This is a genomic window from Flavobacterium odoriferum, from assembly GCF_025499515.1.
GTDB lineage: Bacteria > Bacteroidota > Bacteroidia > Flavobacteriales > Flavobacteriaceae > Flavobacterium > Flavobacterium odoriferum.
In genome coordinates, this window is record NZ_JAMKFA010000003.1 from 95,279 (window position 1) to 110,431 (window position 15,153).

The 15,153-nt window shown below is 30.8% G+C and carries 14 protein-coding genes and 2 pseudogenes; 13 read left to right on the top strand and 3 right to left on the bottom strand.

The annotated features are described in order from the left end of the window. Positions 1–7: 7 nt before the first annotated feature. On the bottom strand, positions 8–1,213 hold the full coding sequence (lysA, locus tag M9Q43_RS03430; RefSeq protein ID WP_262317583.1) for a diaminopimelate decarboxylase: 1,206 nt from the start codon (positions 1,211–1,213) through the stop codon (positions 8–10). A gap of 236 nt (positions 1,214–1,449) precedes the next feature. Between lysA and sucC the strand changes: the two genes are divergently transcribed. The 5 genes from sucC (at position 1,450) to priA (ending at position 7,705) form a co-directional block, all read left to right on the top strand. After that, on the top strand, positions 1,450–2,643 hold the full coding sequence (gene sucC / locus M9Q43_RS03435) for an ADP-forming succinate--CoA ligase subunit beta (protein WP_262317584.1): 1,194 nt from the start codon (positions 1,450–1,452) through the stop codon (positions 2,641–2,643). Between the two features lie 123 nt (positions 2,644–2,766). After that, on the top strand, positions 2,767–3,624 hold the full coding sequence (gene nadC / locus M9Q43_RS03440) for a carboxylating nicotinate-nucleotide diphosphorylase (RefSeq protein WP_262317585.1): 858 nt from the start codon (positions 2,767–2,769) through the stop codon (positions 3,622–3,624). Between the two features lie 3 nt (positions 3,625–3,627). Further along, positions 3,628–4,551 (top strand): YihY/virulence factor BrkB family protein, encoded by a 924-nt coding sequence (locus M9Q43_RS03445; protein ID WP_262317586.1) that lies wholly within the window; start codon positions 3,628–3,630, stop codon positions 4,549–4,551. Positions 4,552–4,572: 21 nt separating this feature from the next. Further along, positions 4,573–5,136: a chalcone isomerase family protein gene (locus tag M9Q43_RS03450; RefSeq protein ID WP_262317587.1), complete on the top strand. Its 564-nt coding sequence runs from the start codon at positions 4,573–4,575 to the stop codon at positions 5,134–5,136. 118 nt (positions 5,137–5,254) lie between these two features. Beyond that, the gene (gene priA, locus M9Q43_RS03455; protein WP_262317588.1) at positions 5,255–7,705 is read left to right on the top strand and encodes a replication restart helicase PriA; all 2,451 of its coding nucleotides are present in this window, start codon (positions 5,255–5,257) and stop codon (positions 7,703–7,705) included. Here priA and M9Q43_RS03460 read toward each other — a convergent pair. Further along, complete coding sequence (locus M9Q43_RS03460) at positions 7,702–8,397, bottom strand: LytR/AlgR family response regulator transcription factor (RefSeq protein ID WP_262317589.1); 696 nt, start codon at positions 8,395–8,397, stop codon at positions 7,702–7,704. The two genes, priA and M9Q43_RS03460, sit on opposite strands and share 4 nt — an antisense overlap. A 150-nt stretch (positions 8,398–8,547) precedes the next feature. Between M9Q43_RS03460 and rpsF the strand changes: the two genes are divergently transcribed. From rpsF to M9Q43_RS03500, 8 genes and pseudogenes are all read left to right on the top strand, one after another. Continuing rightward, complete coding sequence (gene rpsF / locus M9Q43_RS03465) at positions 8,548–8,889, top strand: 30S ribosomal protein S6 (protein ID WP_166235845.1); 342 nt, start codon at positions 8,548–8,550, stop codon at positions 8,887–8,889. A gap of 2 nt (positions 8,890–8,891) precedes the next feature. After that, positions 8,892–9,188: a 30S ribosomal protein S18 gene (rpsR, locus tag M9Q43_RS03470; protein WP_008253655.1), complete on the top strand. Its 297-nt coding sequence runs from the start codon at positions 8,892–8,894 to the stop codon at positions 9,186–9,188. A 63-nt stretch (positions 9,189–9,251) separates the two neighbouring features. Further along, complete coding sequence (gene rplI, locus M9Q43_RS03475; RefSeq protein ID WP_262317590.1) at positions 9,252–9,695, top strand: 50S ribosomal protein L9; 444 nt, start codon at positions 9,252–9,254, stop codon at positions 9,693–9,695. A gap of 73 nt (positions 9,696–9,768) precedes the next feature. Next, entirely contained in the window at positions 9,769–10,242 is a 474-nt protein-coding gene (locus M9Q43_RS03480) for a DUF6495 family protein (RefSeq protein WP_262317591.1), read from the top strand. Positions 10,243–10,244: 2 nt separating this feature from the next. After that, a complete protein-coding gene (gene ligA, locus M9Q43_RS03485) occupies positions 10,245–12,680 on the top strand; it encodes an NAD-dependent DNA ligase LigA (protein ID WP_262317592.1) in 2,436 nt (811 codons plus the stop codon). Then, positions 12,677–13,120: pseudogene (locus M9Q43_RS03490) on the top strand (exonuclease domain-containing protein); the annotation flags it as partial. The gene ligA and the pseudogene M9Q43_RS03490, both read left to right, overlap by 4 nt. Positions 13,121–13,297: 177 nt before the next feature. Beyond that, a pseudogene (locus M9Q43_RS03495) lies at positions 13,298–13,519 on the top strand (BRCT domain-containing protein); the annotation flags it as partial. Beyond that, a complete protein-coding gene (locus M9Q43_RS03500; RefSeq protein ID WP_262317593.1) occupies positions 13,512–14,228 on the top strand; it encodes a hypothetical protein in 717 nt (238 codons plus the stop codon). The pseudogene M9Q43_RS03495 and the gene M9Q43_RS03500, both read left to right, overlap by 8 nt. Positions 14,229–14,231: 3 nt before the next feature. Here M9Q43_RS03500 and M9Q43_RS03505 read toward each other — a convergent pair whose 3' ends face one another. Then, the gene (locus tag M9Q43_RS03505; protein ID WP_262317594.1) at positions 14,232–15,146 is read right to left on the bottom strand and encodes a bifunctional metallophosphatase/5'-nucleotidase; all 915 of its coding nucleotides are present in this window, start codon (positions 15,144–15,146) and stop codon (positions 14,232–14,234) included. Positions 15,147–15,153 lie beyond the last annotated feature (7 nt).

Here is a 15,153-nt window from a genome sequence, read left to right on the forward strand (position 1 = left end):
AAAAAAACTAAATTTCAAGCATTACTTGATTTTTTAAAATATCATCAAACGTTTCGCGTTCTCTGATTAAGTGTCCTTTTCCGTCTTTCCATAACACTTCGGCTGGTTTTAGTCGTGAGTTGTAGTTAGAGGCCATTGAAAAGCAATATGCGCCTGCGTTTCGGAAACATAAAATATCACCTTCGTGAATTTCTGTAATTCTTCGGTTGCTTGCAAAAGTGTCGGTTTCGCAGATATAACCTACTACCGAGTAGTAACGTTCTTTTCCTTTCGGATTGGAAATATTTTCGATATGATGTTGCGCTCCATATAGCATCGGGCGAATCAAATGATTGAATCCCGAATCAATTCCAGCAAAAACTGTCGAAGTAGTTTGTTTTACTACATTTACTTTTGCTAGGAAATAACCAGCTTCGCTGACCAAGAATTTTCCAGGCTCAAAAGCTAAAGTCAATGGACGACCGTATTCTTTTTCGAAAGCTAAAAAGCGTTTTGTTAATTTTTTTCCAAATTCTTCCACATTAGTTTCAATATCTCCTTTTTTATAAGGCACTTTAAATCCGCTTCCAAAATCTATAAAATCTAATGCTGGGAAATTTTTAGCCGTTTCAAATAAGATTTCGGCTGCATATAAAAATACTTCTACATCTAAAATATCAGAACCTGTATGCATGTGGATTCCATTGATATGCATTTTTGTATTTTCAATAATTCTCAAAATATGAGGCAATTGATGAATCGAAATTCCAAATTTACTATCAATGTGTCCCACAGAAATATTAGCATTTCCACCTGCCATTACATGCGGATTAATTCGAATACAAACAGGAATAGTTGGGTGTTTTGTGCCAAATTGTTCTAAAATTGATAAATTATCGATGTTAATTTGAACACCTAAAGCCGCTACCGTTTCAATTTCTTCCATTGAAACACCGTTTGGTGTATAAATAATATGGTTTGGTTCAAAACCTGCATGTAATCCCAATTGTACTTCTTGAATAGATACTGTATCTAAAGCGGAACCCAAACTTTTTAAATATTTTAAAACCGAAACGTTAGACAATGCCTTAACAGCATAATGCACCTTAAAACGTTCAACTTTACTAAAAGCGCTTGTCAAACGTTGATATTGTGAGGCAATTTTTTCTGCATCATAAACATAAAGTGGACTTCCAAATTCTGTTGCTAATTGATGTAATACTTCTGATTTCATTATTATTTTATTTGGTGCAAAAGTAATTCAATATTTATTTCTTACAATTTTTACAACATTAAATAACAAAATATAACAAAATGTTTAATTTATAACATTGTATAATTTTATTCTCATCTTTTTTTTGTAATATATGTATACCAAATTCCCAAATTAAACCAAAAAAAGTTAGTCCATTAAAAATTACTTTGCTATTTTTGTTGCACTTTTTTAAACAAGATAAACGCATAACAATTATGAACATACACGAATATCAGGGTAAAGAAATCCTAGCTAGTTATGGAGTACGTGTTCAACGTGGTATTGTTGCAAACAATCCAGTTGAGGCGGTAGCTGCAGCAAAACAATTAACTACAGAAACAGGTACAAGTTGGTACGTAGTAAAAGCACAAATCCATGCTGGAGGTAGAGGAAAAGGTGGAGGAGTTAAGTTAGCTAAAAACTTAGACCAAGTAACTGAAATTTCTGAGCAAATCATCGGAATGCAGTTAATTACACCACAAACTCCACCAGAAGGAAAAACAGTTCACAAAGTTTTAATTGCTGAAGACGTTTATTATCCTGGTGAAAGCGAAACTTCTGAATTCTATGTTTCTGTTTTATTAAACAGAGCTACTGGACGTAATATGATTATGTATTCTACAGAAGGTGGAATGGATATCGAAGAAGTTGCTGAGCACACGCCACACTTAATCTTTACAGAAGAAATTGATCCTGCTTACGGATTACAAGGTTTCCAAGCTAGAAAAATTGCTTTTAATTTAGGTTTATCTGGAGAAGCTTTCAAAGAAATGGTGAAATTTATCGATGCTTTATACAAAGCGTATATCGGCTCTGATTCATCTATGTTTGAAATCAACCCTGTATTAAAAACATCTGACAATAAAATCTTAGCAGTTGATGCTAAAGTAAATATCGACGATAACGCTTTATTCAGACAACAAAAATATGCTGAAATGAGAGACGTTAGAGAAGAAAATCCAATCGAAGTAGAAGCTAAAGAAGTAGGATTAAACTACGTAGATTTAGATGGAACTGTAGGTTGTATGGTAAACGGTGCTGGTTTAGCAATGGCTACTATGGATTTAATTAAGTATGCAGGTTTTGAACCAGCTAACTTCTTAGACGTAGGTGGAACTGCTGATGCGAAACGTGTTGAAACGGCTTTCCGTATTATCTTAAAAGATCCTAACGTAAAAGCTATTTTAATTAACATTTTTGGTGGTATCGTTCGTTGTGATCGTGTTGCTCAAGGTGTTGTTGATGCTTACAAAAACATGGGTGACGCTATTACAGTGCCAATCATCGTTCGTTTACAAGGAACAAACGCAGAAATTGCTAAAGAATTAATCGATAATTCAGGTATGCCAATTTTATCTGCAGTTCAATTCCAAGAAGCAGCTGACCAAGTTAAAGCAGCTTTATCTTAATCGAATTTTAAATTCAATCATAAAGAAACTCTCAGATTTATCTGGGAGTTTTTTGTTTTTTACGGGCTCAATATTTTTTAAACTTCAAAGGATTTCTTACATTAGCAATTCAATTTACAAACCATGATTTCAGAAGCGCAATTTCAAAAAGAATTAGAATTAATCATTAGTAATGCCATTCGTGAAGATGTTGGAGATGGCGATCATAGTTCACTCGCATGTATTCCCGCTTCAGCTCAAGGAAAAGCGAAGTTATTAGTTAAAGATGAAGGCATTATTGCTGGAGTAGAATTTGCCAAAATGATTTTTCATTATGTAGATAAAGACATGAAAGTGGAAACTTTTATCAATGATGGTGAAAGAGTAAAATATGGTGATGTTGTTTTTCATGTTTCAGGAAGTTCGCAATCAATTTTGAAAGCAGAGCGTTTGGTGTTGAATTCGATGCAACGAATGAGTGCTATCGCAACAAAAACCAAAATGTTTGTTGATTTATTAGTAGGAACAAATACTAAAATTTTAGATACTAGAAAAACCACACCAGGAATTCGTGCCATCGAAAAATGGTCAGTGAAAATTGGTGGTGGAGAAAATCACCGTTTTGCGTTGTATGATATGATTATGTTGAAAGACAATCATAACGATTTTGCTGGTGGAATTCCACAAGCAATTGCAAAAACAAAACAATATTTAATTGATAAAAATAAAGATTTAAAAATCATTGTCGAAGCCAGAAATTTAGACGAAGTGCAACAAATTTTAAATGCTGGTGGTGTTTACCGAATTTTATTAGATAATTTCGATTACGAAACGACTAAGAAAGCTGTTCAAATGATTGGAACGCAATGTTTAACAGAATCATCAGGAAATATTAATGAAAAAACCATTCGCAATTATGCAGAATGTGGTGTAAATTATATTTCTTCTGGCGCATTAACACATTCGGTTTATAATATGGATTTAAGCTTAAAAGCACTATAATTAATGTCTGAAGAAATAGAAAATAAACTTAATAAAATTCCTATTGTAAAACAATTGGTTGTGCTTACTAAAGCAATAAAATTAAAAACTTTAGAAGGCTTATCGTTGTATGATATTTTGGAAATGTATGTTTTAGGAATTTTCAAAGGCGCTTTTTCATACAGAGCCAGTGCTATTGCATTTAGTTTCTTTATGGCATTATTTCCTTTTGCCTTATTTATTCTGAATTTAATTCCGTTTATTCCATTAGAAAATTTTCAAGCCGATTTTTTAGAATTTGTAGAAGATGGTGTTCCGCCAAATACGTATGATGCCATCGAAATGATTCTTAAAGATATTATGGGAACCAGTCACCAAGGTTTGCTTTCTTCGGGTTTTATTTTGTCTATTTTATTAATGACTAACGGAATCAATGCAATTTTAGGCGGATTTGAAATGTCGGAACATATAACGGTTACAAGAGGTTTTTTTAGACAGTATTTTATTTCCTTGGCGATTTCATTAGTGTTATCATTAATCTTAATTGTCACAGTTGCTGCTATCGTAATAGCCGAAGTAATGATTCAGAAAATCAATATTCATGGCTATATTGCAGATGTTGCTCTAATAGAATGGAGTCGATATATTTTCATTATTTTAATGATTTTAGTTACCACTTCGGTTCTTTATAAATTTGGCGCAAAAGAAACTTCTAAAATATCGTTTATTAGTTACGGTGCTGTTTTTACAACAATTTTAATTATCCTATCTTCTTATATATTTGGGGTATATGTTGAAAAATTTGCACGCTACAATGAATTGTATGGTTCAATTGGTACGCTTCTTGTATTAATGTTTTACATCTGGATCAATTGCATGGTTTTACTTTTAGGTTTCGAACTTAATGCGACTATTTCAAAATTGAAAAGAAAAAATTTATATATTTAACAAAAATTAAAACGAATTATTATGAAAAAACAAATTATCACCTTTTTAGTGCTTATTGCAACAACATTAACTGTTAATGCACAAAAAACTGTTTCAGGAGTTAAAGTAGATGAAAAGTTGTCTTTAGAAGGACAAAGTTTAGTTTTAAACGGAGCTGGAACAAGAGAAAAAATGTGGATAGATTTGTACGTTGGTTCTTTATATTTACCAAAAAAGAGTTCAAGTGCAAAAGACATTATGGACAGTAAAGATGCTGGAGCGATAAAATTAAATATCATTTCAGGAATGATTACTTCTGATAAAATGATTTCTGCTATAAACGAAGGTTTCGAAAACTCAACAGGTAAAAAAACAGCACCTTTAAAAGCTAAAATTGATAAATTCAAAGGTTTCTTTAAAGAAGAAATTAAAAAAGGCGACGTATTTATTATTATGAATGTACCAAACGAAGGTGTAGTAGTATTTAAAAACGGAGTTAAAAAAGGAACAATCGAAGGACACGATTTCAAAAAAGCTTTATTCGGAATTTGGTTATGTGATAAACCAGCCGATGCGGATTTAAAATCTGCTATGCTAGGGAAATAATTTTTCAATTAAAAATATAAAACAAAAGCGTTCTCAATAGAGGACGCTTTTTTATTGATGTATTTATCTTTTGTCTTTTTTCTTTTCTCTATTCTCTTTTTCCAACTATATTTGTTCTATGTTGTATTTTATCGAAGTTGTTTTACCTTTAGCCGTTTCTAAAACCTTTACTTATGAGGTTTCGGAAGCAGAATTTAACTACATTCAAATTGGAATGCGAGTAGCTGTTCCGTTTGGTAAAACAAAAATTTATACCGCATTAGTTTTAGATAAGAATAACACACCACCTCAATTATACGAAGCCAAAGAAATACATCAAATTTTAGATGAAAAACCTGTTGTAAATCTTCATCAAATCGAACATTGGAAATGGATTGCTTCTTATTATATGTGTTCGCTTGGTGAGGTTTTTAGAAGTGCATTGCCTTCAGGATACATATTGGAAAGTGAGACAATTATTTCGGCAAAAGAAAATACTGAAATAGATTCGTATGATTTAAAGGATGATGAGTATCTAATTTTGGAAGCCTTAAAAAGCCAATCATCAATTACAGTTCAAGATGTGATTAAAATTTTAGGCAAGAAAACGGTTTTTCCAATTATAAACAGACTATTAGCAAAAGGCGCTTTGGTGTTACAAGAAGAAATTTCGGAACAGTATAAACCGAAGTTAGTGCGATACATCAAACTACATGATTCTTTTTTGCAACAAGAACAATTAGCCGAATTATTAGAAGTTTTGTCCAAAGCCAAAAAACAACGCGAATTGGTTTTGCATTATTTTCAATTGCAAGCTCGTGAAAAAGTACCAATTTCAGTAAAAAAACTAATTGAAACTTCCGGAAGTTCATCTGCAATAGTAAAATCGTTGGTAGATAAAACGATTTTCGAAGAATATTACATAGCACAAGATAGAGTTACTTTCGATAAAGAAGATGATAGTCAATTCACGTTAAGTGAAGCCCAACAAGAAGCTTTCGATAGTATTCAAGAAAATTTTAAAACCTTTGATGTGAATTTATTACACGGCGTTACGGCTTCAGGTAAAACCGAAATTTACATCAAACTTTTAGAGCAATATATTAAGGATGGCAAACAAGTTTTGTTTTTATTGCCTGAAATTGCTTTAACCACACAATTAGTCCAACGATTAACAGCTTATTTCGGAAATGAAGTCGCAGTTTTCCATTCGAAATACACCAATAACGAGCGAATAGAGGTTTGGAATCAAGTGTTAGAAAATTCGCCAAAAGCAAAAGTTGTAATAGGTGTTCGAAGTGCTTTGTTTTTACCATTTTCAAATTTAGGATGTATTATTGTTGACGAAGAACACGAGCAAACCTATAAACAACATGACCCAGCGCCAAGATATCATGCAAGAGATGCAGCCATTGTTTTAGCAAAGCAACATAATGCAAAAGTGCTTTTAGGAAGTGCTACTCCAAGTTTAGAATCTTTTTATAATGTGCAATCAAAGAAATACGGTTTAACCGAATTAAAAGTACGTTATGGAAATGTGGTTTTACCTGAAATTTTGCTTATTGATATAAAAGACAAGTATTTTAGAAAAAGAATGACCGGACATTTTTCAGATGAACTTCTGGAAGCAATTACAGAAACGTTGTCTAATGGTGAGCAAGTTATTTTGTTTCAAAACCGCAGAGGATTTTCGCCTTATGTGGAATGTATGACATGTGGACATGTGCCACATTGTCCTAGTTGCGATGTGAGTTTGACCTATTACAAATTCAAAAACCAATTGCGTTGTCATTATTGTGGTTATTCGATTGCAAATCCTACGCATTGTCACAGCTGTCAATCTGTGGATTTAACTACCAAGGGTTTTGGAACTGAACAAATCGAAATGGAATTGAAAACGCTTTTTCCTGAGAAAAATATCGGAAGAATGGACCAGGATACGACTCGAGGAAAATTTGGTTTTGAAAAAATAATTGATTCGTTCAAAAATAGAGAAATCGATGTTTTGGTAGGAACTCAAATGCTTGCCAAAGGTTTAGATTTTGATAACGTTACATTAGTTGGAATTTTAAATGCGGATAATTTATTGAATCAACCAAATTTTAGAGCTTACGAAAGAGCATTTCAAATGATGACACAAGTTTCGGGTAGGGCAGGACGTTCTGAAAAAAAAGGTAAAGTATTAATTCAGACTTTTAATCCGTATCATAATACAATTCAGCAGGTTTTGAGTAATGATTACATGTCAATGTACAAGGAGCAAATTTATGAACGCCAAAATTTCAAATATCCACCTTTCTTTCGTTTGATAAAGCTGACTTTAAAACACCGTGATTTTGATAAGTTGAAAGAAGGTTCGCTTTGGTTTTACAATGTATTGGTGCAAAGTTTGCCTATTCCTGTTCTAGGACCAGAAGAACCAGCGATTAATCGAATTCGTAATGAATACATAAGAACGATTATGGTAAAAATTCCTGTAAATTCAAATTTGGGACAAACTAAAACCATTATAAACAAAATGCGAAATAGTTTTGAAGCTATTCCGCAATATCGTTCTATTAAGATTACTGTAAATGTAGATGTATATTAAGAATTTTCAATTGCTTTTACAATTTCTTCCTTCTTATTTCTGCTCAACGGAATTTTAGTTGTTCCTATTTCTGCAAATTTACTATTGAATTTTTCCACTCGATCTAAATTGATAATATAGGATTTATGTACTCGAATGAATTTTCCAACAGGAAGTTCTTTTTCAAAACCTTTCATAGTTGATAATACTAAATGACTTTCATCATCAGTAACTACTTTGATATAATCACCATAGGCTTCAATCCACTTAATTCGTGACAAATAAACTTTTAATTTCTTTAAATTACTTTTAATTACAATACTTTCGCCTTGGTCTTCGTGATTTTCATAACGAAGTGCGTGCATTTCAGTAGCTTTTTTTACAGCTTTATTAAAGCGTTCTTTTGAAATTGGTTTTTGTAAAAAATCGGTAGCTTCATAATCAAATGCTTTTACAGCATAATCAGCTTTTGATGTAATAAATATAATTTGTGGTTTCGTTTTTAAACCATCTAATAGGTCAAAACCATTAATAAGAGGCATTTCAATATCAAGAAATATCAAATCAATCGTATTGTTATTAATACAATTTTTAGCTTCTAAGGCATTAGCAAAGTCACCAATTAAGTTCAATAATGTTGATTCGTTTACTAATTTTGTGATAGTAATTCTTTGGATAGCACTATCATCAACAACAATACAATTCAACTTCATGGGCATGTAATTTTTATAAAGTTAAAAGTATAATAAATAATGTAACAAAACAAGTTTTTAAGCAGTAAAATTTTTATTTGATTTATACTTGATTATTTGAATAAAATTACTATTTTTGCACCCAATTTTATAACAATAAATATAAAGATTATGAATCATTATGAAACTGTTTTCATCTTGAATCCCGTTTTATCTGAACAACAGGTAAAGGAAACAGTAAGCAAGTTTGAAGATTTTCTTACTTCTAAAGGGTCTGAGATGGTATCGAAAGAAGATTGGGGCTTAAAAAAATTAGCTTACGAAATTCAACACAAGAAAAGTGGATTTTACCACTTATTCGAATTCAAAGCGCCAGCTGAAATCATTATTGCATTTGAAACTGAATTCCGTCGTGACGAGCGTGTTATGCGTTTCTTAACTGTGTCTTTAGACAAACATGCAATTTCTTGGGCAGAGAGAAGAAGAGCAAAATTAAAATCTAAAACAAACTAATCATGTCTACATTAGAGCAATCTGCAAAAGGGAAAAAAGACGGAGATATCAGATATCTTACGCCTTTAAACATTGATACAAACAAAACTAAAAAGTATTGTCGTTTCAAAAAATCAGGTATTAAATATATCGATTATAAAGACGCAGACTTTTTATTGAAATTTGTTAACGAGCAAGGTAAAATTTTACCAAGACGTTTAACAGGTACTTCATTAAAATACCAAAGAAAAGTTTCTGTAGCTGTTAAAAGAGCTCGTCACTTAGCTTTAATGCCATACGTGGCCGATTTATTAAAATAATATTTAACAAATAGTTGTTGCTTCGCCATTGGCGGGCTAACTTCTAATTAAAAGGACAACAACATGGAACTTATCTTAAAACAAGACGTTCAAAATTTAGGATTTAAAGATGATGTAGTAACTGTGAAAAACGGATACGGACGTAACTTCTTAATTCCTCAAGGTGCTGCTATTTTAGCTACTCCTTCTGCTAAAAAAGTTTTAGCTGAAAACCTTAAGCAAAAAGCACACAAAGAAGCTAAAATCGTTGCTGATGCAAAATCTTTAGCTGAAGCATTAAAAGCTTTAGAAATTAAAATTACTGCTAAAGCAGGTGGTGATAAATTGTTTGGTTCAGTTACTAACGCTAACATTGTTGAAGCATTAGAAGCTAACGGTCATTCAATTGATAGAAAATTCGTTACTAGCGGTGTAGTAAAACGTGTAGGTAAATATACTGCAAGCGTAAGATTACACAGAGATGTTATTGTTGAATTACCATACGAAATCGTAGGTGAAAAAGCATAATTTTTCTTAAAATATAAATTAGCTCCGATTTTATCGGGGCTTTTTTTTTATCTTTACTTTATAAAATTACTACATGAAGTACGCAAGATTAACCAAAGAGCAATTAGAAGAATTACATCCAGAATTCATTACTTTTTTAGCTACACAATCGATAGATAAAAAAGAATGGGATGAAATCAAACAAAATAAACCACACATTGCCGAACAAGAGATTGATGTTTTTTCCGATATGATTTGGGAAAAAGCACTGACGAATGTTACTCACATTGATCATTTTTCTAAAAACTATATTTTTCTTTTTAAATGTATGCAAAATGCGGTTTTCTCTTTCGTAATTAAAACCAATAATCCACAAATTGATTTTGTTTCTGCCGATGGAATTCATTGGTTGTCTGAAAATTTATTTTCCGATGATGTAGAAATTACAAGAGGTAAGAAAGACTTATCAAAAAACAGAAATGAATCGTTGTTTGAAATCATCAAACAAGGTGGAATCATCAGTAAAGGAGAATTGTTTACCAAATTAGACAGCCTAATCAATCAGTAAATATGAGCGTTTTAGATACTATTAAGAATTTAAGAGACGAATTAAATCAGCATAATTACAACTATTATGTGTTGGATAAACCCACAATTTCTGATTTTGAATTTGATCAAAAACTAAAACAATTACAAGATTTAGAAGCGCAACATCCTGATTTTTTTGATGAAAATTCGCCAACTCAAAGAGTAGGAGGAATGGTGACCAAAAATTTTGAAACCATAAAACACGAATATCGCATGTATTCGTTGGATAATTCCTATTCAATCGAAGATTTGCAAGATTGGGAAACCCGAATTCAAAAGGTTTTAGGCGATGTTCCGTTAGAATATACTTGCGAATTAAAATACGATGGTGCATCAATTAGTATCAGTTATGAAAATGGTCGTTTAGTTCGCGCAGTAACGCGTGGAGATGGTTTTCAAGGCGATGATGTTACGAATAATATCAAAACCATAAAAGCTGTACCAATTCATTTAAAAGGTGATTTTCCAGAGAAGTTTGACATTCGCGGAGAAATCATTCTTCCGTTTGCTGGATTTGAGAAAATGAATCAAGAATTGATTGAAATTGGCGAAACACCTTATTCAAACCCAAGAAATACCGCTTCCGGAAGTTTAAAATTGCAAGACAGTGCCGAAGTAGCAAAACGTCCTTTAGATTGTTTGTTGTACTTCGTAATTGGAAATAATTTACCATTCAAAACGCAATTCGAAGGTTTACAAAAAGCCAGAGATTGGGGATTTAAAGTGCCAAAACAATCTAAATTAGCCAAAAATCTTAATGAAGTTTTTGAATACATTAATTATTGGGATAAACACCGTCACGATTTACCTTATGAAACAGATGGAGTGGTTATTAAAGTCAATAATTTACAGCATCAAGATGAATTAGGTTTTACTGCAAAATCTCCACGTTGGGCGATGGCATATAAGTTTAAAGCCGAACAAGTAACTACGAAATTAAATTCGATTTCATATCAAGTTGGGCGTACAGGTGCGATTACTCCAGTTGCGAATTTAGAACCCGTACAATTGGCGGGTACAATTGTAAAACGTGCATCTTTACATAATGCTGACCAAATCGAGAAATTAGATATACGAATTGGCGATGAAGTTTTCGTAGAAAAAGGTGGTGAAATCATCCCGAAGATTATAGCAGTAGCTCAAAGAGGAAATCAAGCCGAGCCAACAAAATACATTACTCATTGTCCAGAATGCCAAACAGAATTGGTTAGAAGCGAAGGCGAGGCAAATCATTTTTGTCCAAATTTTTATGGTTGTCCACCGCAGATTATTGGAAGAATTAAACATTTCGTAAGTAAAAAGGCTATGAATATTGATAGCTTAGGTGGTGGTACTATAGAATTATTATACTCAAATAATAAGATTATAGATTATTCGGACTTATATTTCTTAAATTATGAAGATATTTTTGGTTTAGAGAAGTGGTTAGATAATGATGATGCGGGATTAAAGAATAATAATCAATTACAAGTTAAATTAGATAAAGCAATTTATGGTCTTTCAAAAAGTTGGGGTAATTTAACCTTAATTGAAGCAAATGAGATAGCTAAAAAAATAACATCATTAAATGATGTTTTTAATATTAATTATAATGATATTCAAGTTGAAACAAGAAAATTTAGAAAATTTTTAGATTGCTTAAATTCAGCAAAAAATTTTGTTGAAAAAGAAAGGTATTTTAGTTATAATGGTTATGTTTCACTCAACTATTTATTAGAATTAAAATTTCCTAATTATTTCTATAATGATATATTTTTAAAGGATGAACTTGATAAATTGAGGTTTATAGATAATTTATTAGACATCAAAGATTTAAGATTAGATTCAAAATTTGAAAGTTTTGTAGTTAGTATATCAGATAGGAATAGAGTTGGAATTAAGGAAAAATCTGCTATGGTCATAATTGAATCAATAGATAAATCTAAAGAAATGCCATTTGAAAAAGTTCTTTTTGCAATAGGTATTAAAGATGTGGGAGAAGTTGGAGCCAAAAATCTTGCATCTCATTTTAAAAATATTGATAATTTGATTAGTGCTAAATATGAAGATTTAATTCTAATACGCGATGTAGGAGGTTCCACTGCAAGAAACATTGTTGATTTCTTTGCAAATAATTTGAATTTAGCAATAATAAGAAGATTAATTGATACTGGTTTGGTTTTTGAAATTGAAGAAAAGGAATATGTTTCTAAAAAACTTGAAAACCTTACATTTGTTTACTCTGGAACATTTAGTATTAGTAGAGATGACCTAAAACAAAAAATTGAGGAAAATGGTGGAAAAGTTGTTTCAGGATTATCAAAATCTTTGTCTTATCTGATAGTTGGAGAAAGTATGGGACCTGCAAAAAGAGATAAGGCTTTAAAGGATAATATTAAAATGATTTCAGAACAAGAATTTTATGATTTATTAAAATGATAACGAATTTTGTAGCCATTGATTTTGAAACTTCTTATGGGCATATTCCATGTTCAATAGGCATAATTGAATTTATAGATGGTGTGCCTGTTAAAGAATATTATTCTTTGATAAAACCGATTGATTTAAAATTCAATCCTATCAATTCAAGGATAAATGGAATTTATTTAGAAGATGTTGTTAATGAGAGGGAGTTTAGTCAAATTTGGGATGAAATTAAATATTTTTTTCATGATAAAATCATTGTAGCACACAACGCAAGTACTGATATTTCTATTTTAGAGAAAACATTGGATCATTATCAATTACTTAAACCAAATTTTAAATCGTTTTGTACACTTACAATTGCGAGAAATTTATTAAATTTAGATAATTATAAATTATCATCATTGGCAGAATATTTTTCAATTGAGCAAAATAATTATCATAATGCACTTGAAGACGCTTTTGTTTGTGGTTTTGTATTTTCCAAATTTAAAGATAAGTTAGACTTAAGTAAAGTTGAACAAAGATTTGGAGAAGAAATAAATAAACAGAAAAGGAATAACTATTTTGTTCAAAATTTAGTTTCTAAAAGCAAAATAAACTATTCTGAAAATGAATCTGTATCGATTTCTGGAAAAACCTTTGTAGTTTCAGGAGTTTTTGAAATTTATTCGAGAGACGAACTCAAAAAAGCCATCGAGGATAACGGTGGAAAAGTAGGAAGTTCAATTTCATCAAAAACCGATTATGTAATTGCGGGTGATAATATGGGACCATCAAAATTAGAAAAAGCAAATCAATTAAAAATTGCAATAATTTCGGAAACCGATTTTAAAAATATGATAGATGGCTAATCTAAATTCGGCATTGGTTTTGTATTTTGGAGCACTTATTTTATATGTTGTTTCAATTTTTTTTGATAGCCCAAATTTAGAATTATTTTCAAGACCAATTATTATTCCATCAATCTATTATTTTTATTTTATTTCGGTTAAAGGAAGGGTTAATTTATTGTTTTCGGTTTCTATTTTATCTTTTTTTATTGGCGAAATATTGTATTTAATCAGCGCTTCAGATTTTTTGATTCCAGGTTTAATTTGCTTTGGAATTCCTTATTTCATTGTTACTTATTTCTTATGTCAAGATTTTTTATATTACTTAAAAAAGAAAAAATATAGTATAAATAATCTTTCCTTCTACATTGTTTTATTACTCTTATTCTACCTTTTGTACAATGTTTTATCGTTTATTAATGAAACATCTCAATTTGAATTTAGTATTTATATAATGTATGGAATTTTATTATTTGTAATGGGAATTATAACTTTTCTAATTCAGTTTAATTTCAATAACAGAACCATTTTATTTATGGTTTTAATGGTAACAAGTTTTATTGTTTCGGATTTGTTTTTTATTTTTTCTGAAAAAATGAAAGACGTTATTGCATTAAAATTAATTAATGTAATTTCACAACAATCATCTTACTTTCTATTTGTTTGTTATTTTATTTACAGAACTCGATTCAAAATTTATGGAAAAAGTGATTTTTTAAAAATGAATTAAAAATTACACCATAATATTTTTACCACTATTTTTTATCGTTTTATCATTAGAAAAATAAAAATCGATTTTACCTAAATTAATACCATAACAACCTACTTGGTTAATTAAAACATCTTTTCCTTCGCTATTTTTTTCAACCACAGGTTTTTCTAAAAAGGTGTGTGTGTGACCTCCAATTATTAAATCAATATTTTTTGTTTTCTTCGCCAATTCTAAATCGGAAACTTTGTAAGGTTCATTTTTATAGGAATATCCTAAGTGAGAAAGACAAATGACCAAATCGCATTTTTGTTCTTCTTTTAGAATTTTTGTCATGTCTTGTGCCACTTCAATGGGGTTATTGTAAACGGTTTCTTTGTATAGTTTTTTATCAACCAAACCATCAAGTTCAACACCTAAGCCAAAAATCCCAATCTTGATTCCGTCTTTATTGAAAATCTTGTAAGGTTTTACAATCTCGTTTAAAACAGTGTTTTTAAAATCATAGTTTGCAGATACAAATTCAAATTCTGCATGTGGTAACTGCGCATAAAATCCATCAATTCCGTTATCAAAATCATGATTTCCCATAGTTGCTAAATCATATTGCATCATGCTCATTAATTTGAATTCTAATTCGCCACCATAGTAATTAAAGTAAGGTGTTCCTTGAAAAATATCGCCAGCATCTAACAACAACACATTTTCTTCCTCTTTTCTAATGCTTTCAATTAAAGCCGCTCTTCGGGCAGCGCCACCCATATTTGCATTTCGAGGATGATCTGCTGGAAAAGGATCAATATGGCTGTGCACATCATTGGTATGAAGTATTGTAATTTTTTTGGTTTCTGGTGAAATAATAGTATTAATTCCTATATTACTTAACCCTAATACTACAGAGCTTGCAGCTGTTTTTTGGATAAAATCTCTTCTTTTCATGTTTTTA

What these genes read in the sequence shown, in the direction of transcription:
- lysA (WP_262317583.1), bottom strand. Translation starts at nt 1,213, where the DNA reads ATGAAATCAGAAGTATTACATCAATTAGCAACAGAATTTGGAAGTCCA.
- sucC (WP_262317584.1), top strand. Translation starts at nt 1,450, where the DNA reads ATGAACATACACGAATATCAGGGTAAAGAAATCCTAGCTAGTTATGGA.
- nadC (WP_262317585.1), top strand. Translation starts at nt 2,767, where the DNA reads ATGATTTCAGAAGCGCAATTTCAAAAAGAATTAGAATTAATCATTAGT.
- M9Q43_RS03445 (WP_262317586.1), top strand. Translation starts at nt 3,628, where the DNA reads ATGTCTGAAGAAATAGAAAATAAACTTAATAAAATTCCTATTGTAAAA.
- M9Q43_RS03450 (WP_262317587.1), top strand. Translation starts at nt 4,573, where the DNA reads ATGAAAAAACAAATTATCACCTTTTTAGTGCTTATTGCAACAACATTA.
- priA (WP_262317588.1), top strand. Translation starts at nt 5,255, where the DNA reads ATGTTGTATTTTATCGAAGTTGTTTTACCTTTAGCCGTTTCTAAAACC.
- M9Q43_RS03460 (WP_262317589.1), bottom strand. Translation starts at nt 8,397, where the DNA reads ATGAAGTTGAATTGTATTGTTGTTGATGATAGTGCTATCCAAAGAATT.
- rpsF (WP_166235845.1), top strand. Translation starts at nt 8,548, where the DNA reads ATGAATCATTATGAAACTGTTTTCATCTTGAATCCCGTTTTATCTGAA.
- rpsR (WP_008253655.1), top strand. Translation starts at nt 8,892, where the DNA reads ATGTCTACATTAGAGCAATCTGCAAAAGGGAAAAAAGACGGAGATATC.
- rplI (WP_262317590.1), top strand. Translation starts at nt 9,252, where the DNA reads ATGGAACTTATCTTAAAACAAGACGTTCAAAATTTAGGATTTAAAGAT.
- M9Q43_RS03480 (WP_262317591.1), top strand. Translation starts at nt 9,769, where the DNA reads ATGAAGTACGCAAGATTAACCAAAGAGCAATTAGAAGAATTACATCCA.
- ligA (WP_262317592.1), top strand. Translation starts at nt 10,245, where the DNA reads ATGAGCGTTTTAGATACTATTAAGAATTTAAGAGACGAATTAAATCAG.
- M9Q43_RS03500 (WP_262317593.1), top strand. Translation starts at nt 13,512, where the DNA reads ATGGCTAATCTAAATTCGGCATTGGTTTTGTATTTTGGAGCACTTATT.
- M9Q43_RS03505 (WP_262317594.1), bottom strand. Translation starts at nt 15,146, where the DNA reads ATGAAAAGAAGAGATTTTATCCAAAAAACAGCTGCAAGCTCTGTAGTA.